This is a genomic window from Acidobacteriota bacterium, assembly GCA_016196035.1.
Classification (GTDB): domain Bacteria; phylum Acidobacteriota; class Blastocatellia; order RBC074; family RBC074; genus JACPYM01.
This window is the reverse complement of the sequence record JACPYM010000012.1, coordinates 33218-54492: the sequence shown is the minus strand read 5'-3', so window position 1 is coordinate 54492 and position 21275 is coordinate 33218. Positions and strand designations below refer to the sequence as shown.

Below are 21275 nucleotides of genomic sequence, written 5' to 3'. Positions count from 1 at the left end.
GCAGAGCAACGCCGATAGGCCTTTCATCGGCGTCATTCCGCGTTAATCAGCGGCAGTTATCTTGAGGAGCAAAAATGAAAGCAATTGTGGTTCATGAATTTGGCGGTATTGACGCGATGAAGTTGGAAGAATGGCCCGATCCCGTGCCGGGGCCGGGGCAGTTGCTCGTGCGCGTCAAAGCTTCGGGCATCAACTTCGCCGAGACGCGCATGCGCGCCGGTAACTTTTTCGGCCAGGAATTGCCCTTCGTCATGGGCATGGAATCGGCGGGCGTGGTCGAAGCCGTGGGTGAGGGCGTGACCGGCTTCAAAGCGGGCGACCGCGTCTTTGGTCGCGCGCGCGGTTCGCACGCCGAAAAAGTCTTGATGGGCGCGGAGCACGCGCTGCATCTGCCGGATAACCTGACGTTTGAGCAGGGCGCGGCGATTCCCGTGGGCTGGCTGACGGCCTGGCACGGGCTGATTACCGTCGCGCAATTGAAACCGGGCCAGCGCGTCCTGATCGAAGCTGTCGCCAGCAGCGTCGGCAGCGCGGCGCTGCAAATCGCCAAGTGGCGCAACGCCTGGGTTGCGGGTACGGCCAGCCGTGATGACAAAGTGCAAAAGGCGTTGGCCTGGGGCGCGGATGCGGCCTACAACTACAAGACCGAAGACGTCGCCAAGCGCGTGCAGGCAGACACGGGCGGCAAAGGCATTGATGTCGGGATGATGACCATCGGCGCCGAGACGGCACAAACGCTGTGGGATGTGATGGCGATGGACGGCAAGGTCATTATGTACGGCACGACGGGCGGGCGCGTCATCAGCTTCGATCTGGCGATTGGGATGAAGAACCTGCAATTGCTGAGCATCAGCATCACGTCGAGTCCGGCTTATTTCACCGTCACCTTACCGGAGTTCCGCGCGCAGGCGTTGCCATTGTTCGCGGGCGGGATTTTCAAACCGGTGGTGGATTGCGTGCTGCCATTGAAACAAGTCGGTAAGGCGCACGAGATGATTGATGCGCGCACGCATTTCGGGAAGGTCATTTTGTCGGTGCCGTAAGGCAATCAAACACGCCCGTCTTTCACAGGCGAAAGATTCAATGTCATCCTCAACCCCGCTTTCAAGACGGCGCGATTTCATGCAAGCGGTGCGCGGCTATCCGCGCACCGCCTTTCTCATTTGTCTGTGCGGCGTCAGCCTCGAAAACATGGATCAGGCGTTGTACCAATACGTCTTTCCGCAACTGCTCACGCACTTTGGCTGGACGCCGCAACAGGCGGGTCTTTATTCGGCCATCGTCTTCACCATCGCCGGAGCGAGCATTGCGGCGTTGGGTGTGCTGACGGATCGCGTGGGGCGCAAGCGCGTCTTTATGCTTTCGATGATTGTCGGCTCGTTCTTTGTGGCGACGATGTTTTGGGCGCGCACGACCTGGCAAGTGCTGACGTTGCGCACCCTCGGCTTTGCGACGGGCGGCATTCAATCGCCGGTGACGGGCACCATCGTGGTCGAAGAAGCGCCGCCAAAATATCGCGGCTTGTTATCGGGCATTTTGCAGATCGGCTATCCGCTGGGCTGGGCTTTGGCTTCGCTGGCGTGTTTGGCCGTGATCAAACTGGTGGGGCAGGACGCCTGGTTGGCGGGCGCGTGGCGCTATGCGTTCTTTATCAGCCTGCTCAGCATTCCGTATTTTCTGCTGATCGCCAAATATCTGCGCGAGACCAAAGCCTTCGAGGCCGCCCAATCCGCCATCCGCCATCCGCCATCCGCCATCCAGGCGCCGCGCTTCAAAGAATTGTTCGGCCCGCAACTGCGCTTCAAAACCGCAATGCTTTTTCTGGGCGAATTCTTCCATGTCTTCGCCTACGGCACGACGCTGTGGCTGAATCTGTACTTTCAAAAGGCGCGGCTGTGGCAGCCGAAAGATGCGATTGCAATCGTGGGGTTGTCTTACGCGGTGGGTTCGCTGGGTTACATCGTCTCGGCGTATGTCGGCGAATTCCTGCTCAAGCGGCGCAACGTCATCATCATTTGGGCGCAATTGGGCGCGCTGTCGTTTGCCGTAATGATCTGGCTGGCACATTCCTGGTGGGCGGTATTGATTAGTTATTGCCTGATGACGTTTTTCTTTTACGGCACGACGGCGGTCAAATTCACCTTCATTGCCGAGAACTTTCCGACGCGCTTGCGGGCGACGGGGGTAACGTTTGCAGGCTCGCTGGCGGTAAATCTGGGCGTGGCCTATGGGCCGCTGGCCTTGGGGTTTGCCGTGGAGCGGTTGGGCTGGAATTGGGCCTATTCAATCTGCGGGATTGCTTCCATCTTCGTTTCCGGCTTATTCTTCCTCGCACTTCCCGCCGAAATACATGAACTGGATTAGCGCGCAACATTCGCAAGCGAGTTGTTAGGTCAGACGACCTAGACTACACGCTCGCTTAACAAGGAGAACTTTACGAATGCCCCCATCTATGTCCACGGCTGCTGCGACCAGCGGCCCCGTCATCAGCGCGATCAAAAGCGCTGTCATCCGCGTGCAGACCATCGAACAGGCGCGCCCGTTTTATGAAAAGCTGCTGGGCCTGCAGGCGTTGAGTGAGACCGACATGCTCACCGACAAAACGCGCCGCCTGTGGGGTTTGAATGCGCGGCAGGTGCGTTGTTTGCGGCTGGGCAAACCCGGCGACAATTTCGGCATGCTCGATCTGGTCGAACTGACGGGCCAAACCTCCGAGCCGTTGCGCAATCCGAATCGCCCCTGGGATTACGGCTGGTTCACCTTGAATCTGAAAACCAACCACCTCGACCGCGCGATTGAGGCCGTGCGCGACTTGGGCGCCCTGACCATCTCGGCCCCACACAGTTATGAGGCGGGCGGCAAGCAAATCCGGGAAGTCATGATTAACCTGGTCTCCGGTGAACGGCTGACGCTGTTGCAAGTCGGCCCAGTTGACGAAACCGCGCCGTTGTTTGGCGAACCGCTGGCCACGATGGGCGCGGTCGTGCCTTCGCTGGCGGAATCGTTGGCGTTTTATCGTGATGCGCTGGGGCTGGGCGTCGCCGTGACGCTGGATCAAACGGGCGAACCTTTTGCGACGATGTTGGGCATGCCTGCCAGCACGCGCGTGCAAATGGCGCTGCTGACATCCGGCGGCAACTGGACGGGCAAATTTGAATTGTTGCAATTGACGCCGCCGCCCGGCACGCCGCCCGCGCTGGATCGCAATCGCGATGCCGATGGGATGCGGCTGGGCTTTTGGATGATGAGCGTGATGACGCCGGATGTGGATCAGTTGCAGGCCGCCTGCCGCCACGCCGGAGTGAGCGTCATCCGCGGCCCCGCCACGATTGACCGGCCCTGCTATGGCCGCGTCAAAGCGCTGGTCATACGTGCGCCGGGCGGTGAGTTGTTGGAATGCATGGCGCCCGCCACGGGGCCGGTGTCATCGCGTTGAAGCCTGGGTACGCACACGGAGAGGCGTATGTCCCTCGGAAGCTGTTTTTATCAGGACTTACGCAGAAGTTTGCCACAGAGGCACAGAGACACAGAGCAAGAGAGAAAGAGTGAGGAACGAAAGCGAGCGGGCAAGCGCAAAGAATAATCGGGTCATTGCAATATCTCCCATAACAATGTGCTTGCTCTGTGCCTCTGTGGCTATGCTTCGTGTTGTGGCGTAAGTCCGATTGATCAAAATGAACTTCACGATCCGCGCGGCGGCAGTGACCGATGAACCCTTCTTGTGGGAGATGCTTTATCAAGCCTTGCACGTGCCGCCGGGGCAACCGCCCTTTCCGCGCGCGATCTTGCAGCAACCCGAAATCAGCCAGTATTTGGTTGAGTGGGGCCGCCCCGCTGATTTTGCCTTACTTGCTGAAACCGCCGGGCGAGCAGTAGGCGCAGCCTGGCTACGGTTGCTGCCGCAAGGCTACGGTTATGTGGATGCGGCGACGCCGGAATTAACGCTCGCCGTCGTGCCGGAACAGCGCGGGCGCGGCCTCGGCGCGGCGTTGTTAAGGGCGTTGCTGGCCCACGCCCAAATGCGCTATCGCGCTGTGTCGCTGAGCGTGTCAGCCGACAATCCGGCAACGCGGCTCTATCAACGGGTGGGGTTTGAAACCCTGAGGCGAACGGGCGCTTCACTGGTGATGTGCAAATTTCTAGGCTGAACGCCAATGCTGTTCTGGACTAGACCCCATTGCACCAAAAGTTTTATGACGAAGCGCAACCGTGCCAGGAAATCATCGAAACCAAATCAGCCACGGCACGTCTTTTTGAAATAAGCGCTCGCTGCAACGGGCACCCGCTGGCTGATTCCAGAGATGTCCTCCGACAAACTTCTTCCCACCCTGAATACCACCGTTGCCGGGCAGGCGAAAGGAATTAACGCAATGACGACCACCACGGCCTATCGCGCAATCTGCATGCAGGTGAAGTGTCAAGCCGTTAGCATGATCAAGGACAAGGCCGAAGCGCGCCTGGTGATGAAAAAATCCATCGAACGGCTGCACGCACAAACCCTGACGGCGTCCGGTTTTTTTGGCGATGATCTCAAACTGGCCGTTTTCCCGGAGTATTTTCTCTCGGGCTTTCCTTGGGGCGAATCCATTTCCGCTTGGGCCGACAAGGCTGCGCTCGAAATGAACGGCCCCGAATACGAAGGGCTGGGCAAAATCGCGCAGGCAGGCAAACTCTATCTCGCGGGCAACAATTACGAAGTTGATCCGAAATTTCCCGGCCTTTACTTCCAAACTTCGTTTCTCATCGAACCCTCCGGCAATGTCGTGCTGCGGTACCGCCGCTTGAATTCCATGTTTGCGCCGACGCCGCACGATGTCTGGGACAAGTATCTGGATGTGTACGGGCTGGACGGTGTTTTCCCCGTGGCCAAAACGCCTTTCGGCAATTTTGCGGCGATTGCCTCGGAAGAAATTCTCTATCCCGAAATCGCGCGTTGCCATGCGATGCGCGGGGCCGAAATCTTTCTGCACAGCTCTTCGCAAGCGAACGAAACGGCCAAAGGCATCAAAGAGGTCTGCACGATTGCGCGCGCCATCGAAAATTCGGCTTATGTCATTTCCACCAATTCGGGCGGTTATCTGGGCACGCCGGTGCCGGATGCTTCCACCGACGGCGGTTCGAAGATCGTGGATTATCAGGGCCTCGTGCTCACAAAAACCGGTTGGGGCGAAAGCTGGGCCGCCACGGCGGAGCTTGATCTAGTGGCGTTGCGGCGCTTCCGCCAACGGCCCGGCATGGAAAACATGCTGGCGCGCCAACGCTTCGAGGCGTATGCGGCCAGCTACGCCGAACATCACCATTATCCCGCCAACAATATGCTCGATGTGCAACCGGAACGCAGCCATTTCATCAATACCCAAAAAGAGACGATTGAGAAATTGGTCAAGGCCGGGGTGATTAGGGAGTGAGGAACGTGCCATGCGCTGGGATACATTTGAATGGGACGATGAAAACAGGAAGAATGGCAACGTCCAGCATCTACGCGATCACGGGATTGAGCCAGAGGAAGCGGAGGAGTGTTTCGAACACATCTATGACAGGGTGCGGGATGAACGGCGCGCTGAAGCGGTGTACATTTTGGATGGCAGGACGAATCGTGGCCGTCGGCTGCGCCTAGTCTTTGAGGATAAAGGGCACGGGTTAGCCCGGATTTTCACTGGTTGGGATTTGCAACCGAAGAAGAAAAAGAAATGAAGAAACAAATTCGTGAGCTAGCCGCCGTCGAGCGCGCACAACTCGAAGAGGCGTACCATCAAATGAATCCGGCAGACCTGGATGAGCTAATGGCGCACGCCACCAGCTACCAGCCGGTGCTGTTCCACTTGCCCGAAGCACTGGTCACGCAGTTAAAGGCGCTGGCCGAAGTGACGGGCGAGTCCGGGTATCAAACCATGATCTGCCGTTGGATCGAAGAACGGCTGCAACAGGAAGCACGCTTGGCGCTGCGCATCGCCAAACAAGCCAAGCCCAAAGCCATCGCGGTGCTGGCGCGGCGCGGCGCTAAAAAGACGGTGCGCACGCAAACCATTTAACGGAAAACCAAAATGAAAAGAATTTTTCTCGTACTGGCGCTCAGCGGCGTCTGGCCGCTGGCTGGTTCATTGCAGCCCGCTTGCTGAACGGGGGCCAACGCGCAACGCGCCAGCCAGTAAATCAGCTTTCCCCTGGCAGTATTCCCAGCCAAGCCTTGCCGCAACCGCGCGCACGCGCTACCTTACGCCTGCACAAAATCAATTCCCGCAAGACAATCCAACACCACGGAGACGACGCAATGAACCGATTGATGAACCGCTGTCTCATACCAACATGCTGCACAGCCCTGCTGCTCGGCGCGTTGGCCTGCGATCCGCCCAAGAAAGACGAGCGCGCGACACCGGCTGCCACAAGTAAGAACGCGGCACTGCCCAAACCAACCATGACCAAAGCACCCTTCGGAAAACTCGCAGACGGCACGGCCGTTGACATTTACACGCTGGCAAATAGCAAAGGCTTTGAAGCCCGCATCACTAATTACGGCGGCATCGTCGTTTCCATCAAAGCGCCCGACAAAGCTGGCAAGCTCGACGATGTCGTGCTCGGCTTTGACAACCTGGATGGCTATCTCAAGACGCATCCATTTTTCGGCGCGCTCGCCGGGCGCTATGCCAACCGCATCGCCAAAGGCCAATTCAAACTGGGCGGCAAGACGTATAAGCTTTTCGTCAACAACGGGCCCAACAGCTTGCACGGTGGCAAGGTCGGCTTCGACAAAAAACTTTGGACGGCCAAAGACGTTTCCACTGACAAGGCGGCGGGCTTGGAATTGAGCTATCTCAGCAAAGACGGTGAGGAAGGCTACCCCGGCAACCTCAACGTGACGGTGACGTATTGGGTGACCAACGACAACGAATTGAGGATTGATTATGCCGCCACGACCGACAAAGAGACGGTGCTGAACATCACCAACCATTCCTATTTCAACCTGGCGGGCGCGGGCAATGGCGACATCCTCAAACATGAAGTGATAATCAATGCCGACCGCATCACGCCGGTGGACGAGACGCTCATTCCGACTGGCGACATCAAACCCGTCGCCGGGACGCCGCTCGATTTCACCAAACCGATGGTCATCGGCGCGCGCATTGACGACGCCAAAGATCAGCAGATGGTTTTTGGCAAAGGCTACGACCACAATTTTGTGTTGAACAACAGCACCGGCGCTGTGGCGCTGGCCGCGCGTGTGACTGAGCCCACGACAGGCCGCGTCTTGGAAGTCTTGACCGATCAACCCGGCGTGCAGCTTTACACCGGCAATTTCCTGGATGGCACGCTCACCGGCAAGGGCGGCAAGGTTTATCCGCGCCGCGCGGGCTTCTGCCTGGAGACGCAGCATTACCCCGATTCGCCCAATCATCCGAACTTCCCGACGACCGCGTTGAAGCCGGGTGAACAGTTCAAGAGCACGACTGTGTTTAAGTTTTCGGTGCAGTAATTCAGACTCGAAGTTTCTTTGGAGTGCGGCGGCTCGACGCCGCTTTGGTATCCCTTCGGCAATTCGAACAATTGCAGGAACCGACCACCACAGTAATACGCGCATTCGCTGCGTCTGATACCGAGGGGTATATCAAAGCGGCGTCGAGCCGCCGCACTCCAAAGGCTCCGCCAAATCGAAGTCGCGAAAAGAGGAGCAACCCCATGAAACCCGAAAAGCCCGATACCGATCTGGAACGCCGCACGCTGCTCAAATCCGCCGTGGCGGTGACGGTTGGTTTAGCTGCCGCAGAAAACAATGCCAACGCCGCGCCCGCGCACAGCGAAGAAGTCATCGCGCCGCGCACCGCGCAAGCACAGCCGCGTCGAACGACCGTCCGCGAAAGCGTCAAGATCACCAAGCTCGAAACTTTTCTGGTCAAACCGCGCTGGCTCTTTCTGAAAGTCCACACCGACGCGGGCGTGGTCGGCCTGGGCGAGCCGATTACCGAAGGCCGCGCGCTGACCTGCGCCGAAGCGGTCAAAGAGATCGCGCCGTATCTGGTCGGCAAAGACCCGCGTGACATCACGCACCACTGGCAAGCGATTTACCGCCACGCCTTTTATCGCGGCGGCCCGATTCTTACCAGCGCGCTGAGCGGTATTGACCAAGCGCTCTGGGACATCAAAGGCAAACTGCTGGGCGTGCCGGTGTATGAATTGCTCGGCGGCCCGACGCGCCAGCGCATTCGTGTGTACGCGCACGCGGGCACGCCGGAGTTGATCAAAGAGCGGCGCGCGCAAGGTTTCACCGCCTTCAAAACCGGCCCCGCCAAGCTGAATGGCCGCAACGCGCGCCTCATCGAAAACAAAGCCTGGATTGATAACGCCGCCGCCAAGTTTGAAGAACTGCGCAAGATCGTCGGCAAGGAAGGCGACTTGGGTATTGACTTCCACGGCGCGGTGCCGCCCGCCACGGCCAAAATCCTAATGAAAGAATTGGAGCAGTTCCACCCCTTCTTTTACGAAGAGGTCATCAATTGCCAGGACGTGAATTTGATGGCCGAGTTGGCAAAGACCACACACATCCCGATTGCGACGGGCGAGCGCATCTTCACCAAATGGGGCTTCCGCGAGATTCTGGAAAAGGGCGCGGCGACGATCTTGCAACCCGACCTGTGCCATGCGGGCGGCATTACCGAAGTCAAAATCATCGCGGGTATGGCCGAGTCTTATTACGCTTCGATTGCGCCGCACAATCCGCTCGGCCCGATTTCGCTGGCCGCCGGCTTGCAGATCGCGGCTTCGATTCCCAACTTCCTGTGTCAGGAGCAGGTGAGTTTGGGCGAAGGCTACATCAAGAAACCGTTCACTGTGCGCGATGGCTATCTTGATCTGCCGACCGGGCCGGGCTTGGGCATCGAATTGGATGAAGAAGCCATGAAAGACAAGCTCGGGCACGATTGGCGCAATCAGGAAACGTATGACCCGGATGATGGGTCAGTAGTGGATTGGTAGAAAGAGAAAAGAGATTACGGAACAGACGGAAATAACGGAACAGACTGAAAAGATGCTTAGGCTAAGTTTTGTTTCTGTTTGTTCCGTTATTTCCGCCTGTTCCGTAATCTCACCTCCTTTAGGCAGGACAGACTCTCAATAATGACGCGCGTTAGCGGCGTCCATTTCCCCAGGAGCAGACGCATGCGAAGAAAGATTTTCTGGTCACTCATCTTGGCTACGACAAGCTTGTTCGCAGCCTTTCAAATCGCGAGCGGGCAACGGCGCGCGCCGGCTAACCCTGAACTGTTCGCCCAACGCAACGCGACCGAGGCGGAGTTGCAATCCGTCGCCATCGTCGAGCGCAAGCTGATGATCCCGATGCGCGACGGCAAACGCATGGCGGCTGACCTGTATCGCCCCAAAGACACGTCGCAGAAATATTCGACGATCTTTTCGCGCACGCCCTACAACTTCAATTACTGGGATGTGCGCAACGGCGTCGTGAGCGACATGCGCACGCAACTCGACGCCGTCAAACGCGGCTATGCGTACATGGTAATGAACGAACGCGGCCATTTCTTTTCGGAAGGGAATTACGACATTCTCGGCCCGCCATTGACCGATGGCGATGACGCGCTGACCTGGATGGCGAAACAGTCCTGGTCGAATGGCAAGGTCGGCACGATTGGCTGTTCATCCACCGCCGAATGGCAACTGGGTGTCGCGGCGCAAGGCAATCCGGCCTTTGCGGCGATGATCCCGCAAGGCTTTGGCGCGGGTGTAGGGCGTGTCGGTGGTTATTACGAACAGGGCAACTGGTATCGCGGCGGCGCGGTGCAAATGCTGTTCATCGCCTGGTTGTATGGCGAACAGAATCAAGTGCGCCCGCAAATGCCGCCGCATGCCACGCAGGAAGATTTGATTCGCGCCTCGAAAGCTTTTGATCTGGCGCAACAGTTGCCGCCGGTGGATTGGTCGCAGGCGCTCACGCATCTGCCGGTGATGGACATTATGAAAGCTGTGGACGGGCCAAAGGGGATTTTCGCCGATGAAATGCCGGTGGATACCGGCGGCGCGATGATCAAACGCGCGCCCAACGATCCGGCATGGTACAAGGGCGGTTTGTGGCACGACAACATGAAGGTCAACGTGCCCGGCTTCTGGTTCATGTCCTGGTACGACGTTTCGGTGGGGCCGAATCTAGCGGCATACAATCACGTGCGCAAAACGGCGCGGCCCGACATCGCCAACCAGCAATACGCCGTGATCGCGCCGACGCTGCATTGCGCCTACAAACGTGCGACTGAAAACACCATCGTCGGCGAACGCAGCATGGGCGATGCGCGGCTCAATTACGACGAACTGACTTACGGCTGGTTTGATCGCTTCTTGAAAGGCGAGCAGAACGGCGTGCTCGAAAAGATGCCGAGGGTGCGTTACTACACGATGGGCCTCAACAAATGGCAGAGCGCCGACTCCTGGCCTCCGGCGGGTGCGCAGCCGCTGACGTTTTATCTGGCGAGCGGCGGCAAAGCGAATACGCTGAATGGCGACGGCGTGCTGGTCGCGGCGGCTCCGGCGACAGACAGTCCTGACAAATTCGATTATGACCCGATGAACCCCGTGCCTTCGTATGGCGGCAACGTTTGCTGCACAGGCAATGCTGTGCAAGGCGGCGCCTTCGATCAGCGCAAGATGGAAGCGCGCCCGGACATCCTCGTTTACAGCAGCGAACCGTTGGCGCAAGGCATGGAAGTCAGCGGCCCGATTGAAGTCACGCTGTATGTTTCATCCGACGCCAAGGACACCGATTTCACGGTCAAGCTGATTGACGTGTTGCCGGATGGGACGGCCTACAATCTGGATGAAACGATTCAGCGGGTGCGTTACCGCGACGGTTACGACAAACCGCCGGTGTGGATGGAAGCGGGCAAGGTTTACAAAGTGACGCTGCAACCGATGACGACCAGCAATTTCTTTGACGCGGGCCATCGCATTCGTTTGGAAGTGTCGAGCAGCAACTTCCCGCGCTTTGATCGGAATCTGAATACGGGCGGGAAGAATTACGATGAAGTGAAAGGCGTGGTCGCGCACAACGCGGTGCATCATGCACGGCAGTATCCGTCGGAGGTGAAGCTGACGGTAGTGAAGAAGTAGTTGGCGTGTGCGTGTTCCAAGCGTGCTTCAAGCAAGCTAAAAGGGGTTTTATGTCGAAACGTTTGCTGCTGATTGCGATAACGGCCTTGTTGCTTCCGATGTCGGCAATTTTACCCACCTCATTGCAATCGGCTGGCTTGCCAACGCTAAAGGCCAAGGGCGCTGAAGCGATTGACCGATTGTTCAAGGCTGCCGTCGCCCAGAAAGAACTCGCCGGCGTGGTGGCTGCGGTCGTGAATAAGAATCAGACGCTGTACCTCAAGGCTTTTGGCAACCAGGACGTGGCCCAAAATGTCCCGCTGTCTAAAGACACCGTGTTTCGCATCGCGTCCATGACCAAGCCCGTTACCTCGGTTGCGGTAATGATGCTGGTTGAGCAAGGCAAGTTGCGGCTCGACGACGCGGTGGGCAATTACCTGCCTGCGCTCAAGGGGCGCGAAGTGATCGCCACATTTAATGAGAAGGACGCCACGTATACGACACGACCAGCGAAGCAGGAGATGACCATCCGGCACTTGCTCGCGCACACATCGGGGCTGAGTTATTCGTTTACCAGCCCCACCATCCTGAGCCTGCAACAGAAAACCGGTAAGAATCAGCGTGATCTGCCGCTCTTGTTCGATCCCGGCACGAAATGGCAATACTCGCATAGCACGGCGGCGCTGGGTGACATTGTCGAAAAGCTCTCGGGGCAGTCGCTCGAAGACTACTTTCAGGCAAACATCTTTCGTCCGCTGCAAATGACTGACACGTCTTTTTTGCTTCCCGCCGAGAAAGCGAGACGGCTCGTTACCGTCCATCAACGGGAAGCGACCGGACTGGTCGAGACGCCGAATCCTGCCAAATACACGTCGGTCGTGCGGGGCGACGGCGGATTGGTCTCGACTGCTTCGGACTACTCCGCCTTTCTGCACATGTTGCTGAATGAGGGAAGCTGGCACGGCGCCCGTTTGCTCAAGCCCGCAACCGTGCGGCTCATGACCTCCAATCAGATCGGCGCGCTTGTGGTCGAGGAGATGCCTGTGGTGATACCGAAACAATCGGCTGCGTTCCCGTTCGGAGCGGGCAAGGACAAGTTTGGCCTGGGCTTCCAGATAACCATGACCGAAGGCAAAGCGGCTCACGAGCGCAGTGCTGGCAGCTATACCTGGGCCGGAATCTTCAATACGCATTTCTGGGTGGACCCGAAACGGGGCATCGGCGTCGTGTTCCTGACGCAAGAGCTGCCGTTTTATAACACCACGACTATGGTTGTTATGAGGAGGTTCGAGCACTTGATTTATGAGCACCTACAGTAAGTCATCACGTTCAGTGCAGGCATGAGGGGCAAGGGCATTGAATTAAGCGCGACAAAGTTTCAGAGTTCACGCTTCAGCGTGTTCATTCGACTGAGACACGCTGAAGCGTGAACTCTGAACCTGAATTCAATGCCATTGGGCCTGAGGGGTATAACACAAGATGCGAGTAATGACGAAAACTGCGGGGTTGTTGGCACTGATATTGGTTGGGTGGCTGGCCGCGTGTGGCAACAACAAAATGTTCGACTCGGCGGCGTGGTTGCAAGGCAATCTGCGCGCGCGTGGCAGGATGTGCGAAGACCTGGTGCAACGTAAACTTCTGCTCGGCCAACCCGTTGCCGAAGCCCATCGCCTGCTCGGCCCACCCAACAAAGATTACGGCAGCGTGCTTTCATACAACATTGACCTGGGGTGGCCTTTCAAAGACCCTATTCATTATGGCTTGCAAGTGCGCCTCGACCAGGACCGCAAAGTGCGCGAAGTCAAGATTGTTGATTGACCGCACAGGCTTCATCGAAGGAGCAGCAGATGATCGTCAATGATCTCATCAGTCTTTACGATTACGGCTATTGGGTGAACCGGAAACTCTTTCAGGTGCTGGCGCAACTCACGCCGGAAGAATTCACACAGCCTGTGGCGGGCAGTTATGGTTCTATCCGCAACACCCTGGTGCATGTGCTGAGCGCCGAATGGGGCTGGCTGGATCGTTGCGGCGGCCCGGCGCGCAGCGTGGCGCTCAAAGGCGACGATTACCCCACGCTCGAAACGTTACGCGAAACCTGGGGGCGCGTAGAAGGTTATGTGCGTGAGTTTCTGTCCGGGTTGAAAGACGAAGACCTGACGCGCGTGGTTGAATTCACGCTCGGCCCAACGGGGAAGCAGGCTATGCCTTTGGGTGAACTGCTGCACCACGCGGCCATTCATGGCGTCCATCATCGTGGGCAGGTGGCGTTGTTGCTTAGGATGCTCGGTTATACGCCGGGCAATTTCGACATCCTGTTTTATTACGCTGAGCGCCGCGCCGCCTAGCTCCGAGCGGTGGGCTGCTCTTTATTTTTACAGCAGACGCAAGCGTAGGCTGTTCCTGTTTATGCAAAGGCGGTGACGCAAATGAAAAGAATGTTTTCCGGCAAATTTGGGCGGGCGTTGCTGTTGGTGCTGGCAAGCCTGGTTGCCAGCCTCTCCGGTTCAGTAAATGCGCGCCAGCAACCCGGCGTACAGCTTCCTGACACGCCCCTGAAATTCGGCGCCTTTAACGCACGCTTCGACCCCGACGGCACGTTCAAGCTGGAAGGCACGGGCTGGCCCGCCTTCAGCGGCACTTGGAAACGCACCGGCGATGGGCTTGAACTGGTCAGCGCCAAAGCGCCCAAGGGTTGCGAAGGCGCGGGCCGGTATAAAGCGCGGCTCGAGGGCAAGCGCGTCATCTTCAATCTCATCGCGGATGAATGTGTGCCGCGCCGGATGATTCTAGGCGACAGCGTTTGGTCGCCCGCCGAGGAAGCCAAAGTCATCGCCCCGCGCCGCATCGTCACCAAAGCCAGCGCGCGTCCGCCCAAAACGGTTGAACCGTCTGCGGCGAATGCCAACTGGCCGGCTTTTCGAGGAATACAGGCGTCCGGTGTGACCGAAAAGCAAAACCTGCCGGACAAGTGGGACGGCAAGACGGGCGAGAACGTTCTGTGGCGCACGCCAATTCCGGGCCTCGCGCATTCCAGCCCGGTCGTCTGGGGCGCGCGCCTCTTCGTTACCAGCGCGGTCAGCAGCGATCCCAAAGCGAGTTTCAAACCGGGGCTGTATGGCGACGGCGACGCTTCGCAAGATCGCACGCCGCAACGCTGGACGCTTTACGCCCTGGACAAACACACGGGCAAAATTCTGTGGGAACGCGTGGCGCACGAAGGCGTGCCCAACGAAAAGCGCCACATCAAGTCTACCTACGCCAGCGCGACGCCCGCGACCGATGGGCGCATCGTCGTCGCCTGGTTCGGTTCGCAGGGCGTATATGCGTATGACCTGAACGGGCGGCTGTTGTGGCAGGTTGAGCTGGGCCGCTTGAATGTGGGCGCGTATGACATTCCGACCTATGAGTGGGGCACGGCCAGTTCGCCGATCTTATGGAATAACCTCGTCATCCTGCAATGCGACACGCAGGACGATTCGTTCTTGCTGGCGCTCGACGCCGACACCGGCAAGCAGGTGTGGAAGACCGAACGCGACGAACTACCTTCGTGGGGCACGCCGACCGTGGCGATGACTGCGGCGGGGCCGGAGTTGGTGACGAACGCGGCGAATTATGTGCGTGGTTACGATCCCCGCACCGGCAAGGAATTGTGGCGGTTGGGACGCAGTTCCAAGATCACCGCGCCGACGCCGCTCTTTGCCGACGACAAATTCATCATCGCCAGTGGCCGCGCGCCCGAACGTCCGATCTTTGTCGTGAAGGCCGGCGCGCGTGGCGACCTGACGCTGCCGGAGGGCAACACCGCGAGCGAGTCAGTCGTGTGGAGCCACAACGGGCGCGGGTCGTATATGCCGACGCCGCTCGTGTATGACGGCATCTTGTACGTGCTCGCCAATAACGGCTTGCTCGACGCTTACGACGTCAAGACGGGCGAAGAAATCTACCGGCAGCGTTTGCCGCTGGTGGGCAGCGGTTTTAGCGCCTCGCCGGTCGCGGCGGATGGCAAGCTGTATCTATCCAATGAAGACGGCGATGTGTTGGTGATCAAGGCGGGCCGTAAGTATGAGCACCTCGGTACCAATGCGATGGGCGATTTGTTGATGGCGACCCCGGCGTTGTCGGAAGGTGTGATGTATGTGCGGTCGGCGCAGAGTTTGTTTGCGGTGGGCCGGAAGAAATAGCCATGTTCGAGGACTAAGGCTATCCGCCAAGCTGAATAAGAAAGAGCCTGGGATCGAGGCACGCCTCGATCCCAGGCTCTTTTCATTTCCGCCGTGACCTGCGGTTAACCTGCTTAGCGCGGCGCACCCGGTATGGGCGTGTCACCGCTTTGTCCATTGGCTTGAATCAGGTACGTGCCATTGGAACTGCGCAGGACATACCAGGTGGCATTATTGCGCCGCCAGACGGCGATGTCGGCTTTGCCGTCACCGTCGAAATCGGCAGGCGCGGGCGTGTCGAAGAACGGAGCGCCGCTGGCGCCCCAAGCCGTCACGACAGGCGCATTCGGCGTGGCGCTGGGGCGTATGTACCAGGTCGAACTCGAGGTGCGCCAGACCGCGCAATCGGCCTTGCCGTCGCCGTCGAAATCCGCCGGAACAGGCACATCAAGGAATGGCGCAGCCCCGGCACCCCAGGCAATAACCTGGAAGCCGCCACTGCTCTTTTTGATGTACCAGTTACCATCACCGGGCCGCCAGACGGCGAAGTCGGCTTTACCATCGCCATCGTAATCGCCCGGCACGGGCTTGTCGCCCGCTGTGCCCCAAGCCTCGATCAGGAAGCCGCCATCCGAACTCTTCAAGACGTAAAACCGCCCGTCAGCAGGCCGCCAGACGGCGATGTCCGTTTTGCCGTCGCCGTCATAATCGGCGGGCGCAGGCACGTCGAAATAGGGCGCGTTGCTGCTGCCGAAAAGTTTCAAGAGCGATTGCCCGTCCGAGGATTTGCGGATGTACCAGATCGAATCGGCGCCGCGCCAGATGGCTTGATCGGCCTTGCCATCGCCGTCGTAATCGCCCGGCACGATCACGTCGTTATACGGCGCAACCCCCGCGCCCCATTGGACGGTTTGCAATTGGCCATTGCCCGAATTGAGCGTGAGCCAGTTGCCGTTGTTGCCGCGCCAGACGCCCAGATCGGCCTGGCCGTCGCCGTCGAAATCCGCCGGTGTGATGCGCTTGCCCACCCGCAGCGTGTAAAGGTGATCGTCGAAACAGCCGAAATCGTCATCCACTTCGACCGCAAAACTGAACACGCCGTTTTGCGTGGGCGTGCCAGCCAGCAGACCCGTCGGCGACAAATTCAACCCCGGCGGCAACGTGGAATCGGCTGCGAGCGCGAAGAAATAGGGCGCTTGCCCGCCGCTCACGCTGAGTTGTTGCTGATACGCCACGCCGGGCAGCGCGTTGGGCAAGGCGCTGGGCGCGAAGGCGAAGGCCACGCAATCGTCGTCCAGAATGGTGCAATCGCCCTGACCGTCGTGCAGCACGGCGTTGACTGCGCCGCTGAGGTTGACAAAGAAATCTTCGTTCGCCTCATGCCCGTTGTCATTTATCAGCAGGACGGTGATGGTGCGCGTGGCCGTGTTTTGAGTGAATGGCGGCGCAAAGTTCAGCGTGCCGGAGGTGGCGATATAATCGCTCCCCGCCAGCGCGGTGTTGTCGGCGGTCGCGTAATTCACCGTGATCGTTTGGTTGTACCCGCGCACACCGCCCAACGTGACCGTGAAGGTAACGGGCGTGGTGGTCTGGGGCGCGTTGCGGCGGTTCGCCCCGTTGCCTTCGCGGGCTTCGACATTGTTGATGTCGAGCATCGGATCAGCCGGTGGCAGCACGGTGAAGGGGGCCGAGAGCGTATCGGCGCAATTGGGTTTAGTGAGCGTCAGAGGCCCGGTCACCGCACCCGCCGGTACGGTCGCGGTGATTTGCGTGTCGTTGACGACATTGAATTGCGCCGCGACGTTGTTGCTGAACGCGACGCCCGTCACGCCGGTGAAATTCGTGCCGGTCAGCATGACTTGCGCGGCGACCAAGCCTTCGGCAGGCGTGAGGTTGGTGATCGTCGGGCAAGTGGGCGGCGCGGTCACGGTGAAAGCTGCCGTCTGCACATCGGCGCAGCCGGGTTTGGTGATGGTCAGCGGCCCGGTCACCGCGCCCGCTGGGACGGTTGCGGTAATTTGCGTGTCGCTGTCAGCGGTGAATTGCGCGGCCACGTTGTTGCTGAACCGCACGCCCGTCACGCCGGTCAGGCCCGTGCCGGTGATGACGACTTGTGCGCCGGTCATCCCGGTGGTCGGGTTGAGATTGGTGACGGTGGCGCACACCGGCCCCGCGCCGCAACCCAGCGTGTAGCCCGCGCGAATCAGCAGATTCGCGTTGCCCTCGATCACCGCAAAGTTGGTTCCGTTGTTTGAGGAGTAAGAGCGCCCTTGCGGATTGTTGGTGTTGCGCAACAGTGGAAAGCTGTTCTCACGGTTGATGCTGAAGCCCACGACGAAATCGCCCGCGTTGATCGTGACGGGCGTAGTCAGATTGTAAGTGACGAATTCGCGCAGCGTGCCGACTTGCGCATTGACCTGCTGAAAGGCGAGGTTGTCAATGTTCGCCCCGCCGTTGGGATTGGCCGCGCCGAGCAGCGTGAACGCGGTGCCGGTGGGAATTGCCTGGAAAGGATCGAACCGGATGATGACGCTGTTGAGCGTGGCCGGATAAGCCATCGGCGTCAGCCGGTTGACCAGGAAAACCTGTCCGAACGCGCCGCTCGCGCCTTGCTGCGTGCCGTCGTCCACTTGCGCGGAGAGCGGCGTATTGCAGAGCGTGATGGCGGCGGTTTGCAAAGTTGGACAGCCCGTTTTGCTCAACGTGATGGGGCCGGGCGTGGCGCCATTCGGGACGGTCGCGGTGATTTGCGCGTCGCTGTCCACGGTGAACACCGCGCTGACCTCGTTGGTGAATTTCACGATGGAGACGCCAGTCAGATTGGTGCCCGTGATGGTGACCGTGCCCCCGACGGCGGCGCGCGGCGGATTGACGCCCGTCACGGTGGCGCAGTTGATCGGATTCACCGTGAAGGCCGCCGTCTGCGCATCCGGGCAATTGGGGCGCACGATGGTCAGCGGCCCGGTCACTGCGCCGTTGGGCACGGTCGCCGTGATCTGACTATCGCCGTTGACAGTGAATGCGGCATTGACGTTGTTGCTGAAACGCACCGCCGTCACGCCGGCAAAATTCGCGCCCGCGATATTCACCATTGTCCCGACTGAGCCGTTGTTCGGCGTCAGGCCGGTCACCATTGGACAAGTCACGCCGCTGCCGCAACCCGTCAGGATTTGGGCGCGGATGGGGTAGTTCCGGTCATTGAGTTGATTCCAGTTGGTTCCGCCGAAGCCATTGTAAGAACGCATTTGCGGCGTGGTGGTGTCAAAGGCGATGGGGAACTGCGTCCCTTCGACGAAACAACCCACGACGAAATCCCCCGACCCCAGCGTGAGCGCGGGCACGTTGTACTCCCGGAATTGCCCTGGCGGCCCCGCTGTTACCGCAGTTCGTTGCAGCGGCAAATCGTTGATGTTGGCATTGCCGCTTGGATTCGCGCCCGTCAGCAGCGTGATGTTCGTGCCTGCCGGCACATCCAGTTGCAGGCTGATGCTGCGCAAGGAGGCGGGATACGTTGCCGGCGTCAGCCGGTTGGCGAAATACGTGCCGCCGGCGCCACCCTCAAAGCCATTATCATCCACCTGCAACGTGGTGGCGGGATTCGTGCAAAAGACGAAGACGGGCGTAGTCACCTCCGGGCAAGTGGCTTTGCTCAGCGTGAGCGGCCCGGTCACCGCGCCAGCCGGTACGGTCGCAGTCAGCGTCGTGTCATTGACGACATTGAAAGCCGCCGCCGCGACGTTGTTGCTGAAACGCACCGCCGTCACGCCCGTGAGGCCCACGCCGGTCAGCGTGACGACCGTGCCGGGATTGCCGACGCTCGGCGCGAGGGCCGTGACGTTCGGGCAGGCCGCGCCCGCGTTGATCGCAAAGTTCACATCCGAAATATCGAAGAAGATGTTGCCGAGGGCCTCGACTTTGACGCGCGCCGCCGTCGTGTTCAAGCCATTCGGCACGGTGACATTGGCCGTGCCGTTGTTGGGCACGCTGGCCGCCAGCACGAAGGGAAAGCTCTGGCCGCCGTCAACCGAAAGCGTGAGGCGCACGCTGGCCGCATTGATCGGCGCGGCATTGGTGTTGTTGATGCTCCACGTCACGGTTTGCTGCGAACCTACTGTCCAGGTCACCGCCGTGTTCGGCGCGGTCACCAGGAAGGGGCCGGACGCGCCGTCCACCGTCAAGGTCACGTTGTCGTCATTCAACCCGCCGCCGCCCGCGCGGTTGTCGCGCAACACGACGCGGAAGTTGATTTGCCGGGCCACGCGCGGCAACTGCTCCGCCGTTTGGAAGGTCTGGCCGAACTGACCGGGAAGCGTATCGGGCGGCGTGTTGGCGTTGTTCAGAATGTAGGTCAGGCTCGGAAAGGTGCGGGCCGGGCTGGCCGTCGGCCCAAAGGGGCGGAAGATCGGGCGCGTCGTGGTGGGCGGATCGCCCGCATCGTTATACGGCGGATTGGCGAAATTCGCGCCGCCCGAATCTACCTGGTGCCAGGCATAGGTCAAATTGGCGACGTCGGCGAGGTCGGGATCATTGCCAACGGCCGTCAACGTAAAGGGCGTGTTGCGCGGGATCGTGTAATCAGGCCCGCCACTGACGACCGGTGGATTGTTGCCCGTTGCCACCGTCGCCGCGCAAGCCGTCGTCGCCAGAAAGGTTTGGACTTGGACAATGCTGCTGGCGTGAAAATTCAGCACGTCCGCGCCGTTCGTAATGGCGAGCACATTGCCGGTGCAATTCCCGCGATAGGCCATCAGCGACAAACCGCCGCCAGCTTCAAACGCGGTCTCGGCGGTACGGCCAGCGCAATTCAAAGCATTGTGCGTATGCGAAGCGCCGAATTGGTGACCGATCTCGTGCGCGAGCAGCGAGGTGAACCCGCCGCCAACCGGCCCTTGCATACGGCTCGCGCCGCGTTCCTTGCTGTTGCCGGTGTTGCTGCAAACCACGCCGAAGCCCGCCACCCCCGAACCACCTGTCCCCAGCACGTGGCCCAGATCGTAATTGGCCGCGCCGATGACGTTGCGCAACGGATTCACGATCTCGTCCAGCATCGCGTCTTCATTCCCATTGGTGAAAGGGTCGGGTTCCGCCGTAAAGATCAGCGCATTGTTGGTGACCAGCAACAGCCGTACCGCCAGGTCGCGTTCATACAGCACATTGACGGCATTGATCCAGGTGTTGAGCGAGGCCACCGCGCCGGCCACCGTGCCGCCGCCCAGTTGCGGGTCGTTGGTATATTCCTGTGTCGTCGCAATGGCAATGCGGTAGGTGCGCAGGTTGTTGCCGGTCGAGACGCGCGGGCTATTCTGTTTGAGCGAAGTGAGCGCGCCCGCGACTTGCTGGTCTGCCGTCACCCCGCAGATGCCGCTAAGTTCGCTGACCGTGCTGTCGTAACTGACATAAGTGGCCGCGTCATTCGCTTGCGCCGGTTGAATGGTGACGGATTGCGTGCTGCCCAGCAGCAGCGCATGAAAGCCGCGCGGCGACCAATCGCAACGCATCGTCAACGCCGGATTGTCGAGCGCCTGGCCGCGATAGCTTTTGATTTCGGGATACTGCGCGGCAACTTCGGGCACGAGCACCGGCGATTCTTCCAGCCGGAAACGCGCGAACGACCCATCCGGCAGCGGCAACGGCAGAATGACTTCACTGGCTTTTTCCTTGAATTCGCGCGGCGCGCGGTTGAGCACGTCGGCCAACGCGGCGGTATTCAAACGCAACGCGCGGGCATTATTGGGCAGGCCCGGTGTGTTGCGACCTTGCAACGCGGTGCGTTCGAGGTTGCGCCAGAGTTCCGTTGGTGCGCTCTCTTGCAACTTGCTTGCCGCCTGCCCGTGTAACCAAGGCAGCAAGCATCCGAACATTACCGCACAGGTTGTCGCGAAGAGGCCAAATTGCAATAAAGCGCGTCTGCGCGAATTGCGCACGATTCTGTGGTGAAGGGTGTGTCTTAATTTTCTCATGACATCTTTCCTTTGGGGTTTAGTAGTTGAACCAGCCGCACGCTCAGCATGAAGCTTGCCTGGGAAC

15 protein-coding genes are annotated in these 21275 nt (G+C 59.6%); 14 read left to right on the top strand and 1 reads right to left on the bottom strand.

Features of this window, described 5'->3' with window-relative positions:
- The first annotated feature begins 74 nt into the window (after positions 1–74).
- The 14 genes from HY011_04895 (at position 75) to HY011_04830 (ending at position 15269) form a co-directional block, all read left to right on the top strand.
- Positions 75–1043, top strand: a complete 969-nt coding sequence (locus HY011_04895) for a zinc-binding dehydrogenase (protein ID MBI3422253.1) — start codon at positions 75–77, stop codon at positions 1041–1043.
- 40 nt (positions 1044–1083) lie between these two features.
- Positions 1084–2364, top strand: coding sequence for an MFS transporter (locus HY011_04890; GenBank protein ID MBI3422252.1), 1281 nt, complete (start codon positions 1084–1086; stop codon positions 2362–2364).
- A 76-nt stretch (positions 2365–2440) separates the two neighbouring features.
- Positions 2441–3436 (top strand): VOC family protein, encoded by a 996-nt coding sequence (locus tag HY011_04885; protein ID MBI3422251.1) that lies wholly within the window; start codon positions 2441–2443, stop codon positions 3434–3436.
- 292 nt (positions 3437–3728) lie between these two features.
- Entirely contained in the window at positions 3729–4148 is a 420-nt protein-coding gene (locus tag HY011_04880) for a GNAT family N-acetyltransferase (protein MBI3422250.1), read from the top strand.
- A gap of 222 nt (positions 4149–4370) precedes the next feature.
- Positions 4371–5408, top strand: coding sequence for a nitrilase (locus tag HY011_04875; protein ID MBI3422249.1), 1038 nt, complete (start codon positions 4371–4373; stop codon positions 5406–5408).
- Between the two features lie 10 nt (positions 5409–5418).
- Entirely contained in the window at positions 5419–5694 is a 276-nt protein-coding gene (locus tag HY011_04870) for a hypothetical protein (protein MBI3422248.1), read from the top strand.
- A complete protein-coding gene (locus HY011_04865; GenBank protein MBI3422247.1) occupies positions 5691–6032 on the top strand; it encodes a hypothetical protein in 342 nt (113 codons plus the stop codon). Before HY011_04870 ends, HY011_04865 begins: the two co-directional genes overlap by 4 nt.
- Before the next feature lie 251 nt (positions 6033–6283).
- Entirely contained in the window at positions 6284–7471 is a 1188-nt protein-coding gene (locus HY011_04860) for a galactose mutarotase (GenBank protein ID MBI3422246.1), read from the top strand.
- Between the two features lie 203 nt (positions 7472–7674).
- Positions 7675–8967: a galactonate dehydratase gene (gene dgoD / locus HY011_04855; GenBank protein ID MBI3422245.1), complete on the top strand. Its 1293-nt coding sequence runs from the start codon at positions 7675–7677 to the stop codon at positions 8965–8967.
- A gap of 183 nt (positions 8968–9150) precedes the next feature.
- On the top strand, positions 9151–11106 hold the full coding sequence (locus HY011_04850; GenBank protein MBI3422244.1) for a CocE/NonD family hydrolase: 1956 nt from the start codon (positions 9151–9153) through the stop codon (positions 11104–11106).
- A gap of 50 nt (positions 11107–11156) precedes the next feature.
- Entirely contained in the window at positions 11157–12404 is a 1248-nt protein-coding gene (locus tag HY011_04845; GenBank protein ID MBI3422243.1) for a beta-lactamase family protein, read from the top strand.
- Between the two features lie 169 nt (positions 12405–12573).
- The gene (locus HY011_04840) at positions 12574–12903 is read left to right on the top strand and encodes a hypothetical protein (protein ID MBI3422242.1); all 330 of its coding nucleotides are present in this window, start codon (positions 12574–12576) and stop codon (positions 12901–12903) included.
- Between the two features lie 29 nt (positions 12904–12932).
- Complete coding sequence (locus HY011_04835; GenBank protein MBI3422241.1) at positions 12933–13433, top strand: DinB family protein; 501 nt, start codon at positions 12933–12935, stop codon at positions 13431–13433.
- An 81-nt stretch (positions 13434–13514) separates the two neighbouring features.
- Complete coding sequence (locus HY011_04830; GenBank protein ID MBI3422240.1) at positions 13515–15269, top strand: PQQ-binding-like beta-propeller repeat protein; 1755 nt, start codon at positions 13515–13517, stop codon at positions 15267–15269.
- 113 nt (positions 15270–15382) lie between these two features.
- On the opposite strand, the gene HY011_04825 is transcribed toward HY011_04830, so the two are convergent.
- Positions 15383–21061, bottom strand: coding sequence for a VCBS repeat-containing protein (locus tag HY011_04825; GenBank protein ID MBI3422239.1), 5679 nt, complete (start codon positions 21059–21061; stop codon positions 15383–15385).
- Between the last annotated feature and the right edge of the window lie 214 nt (positions 21062–21275).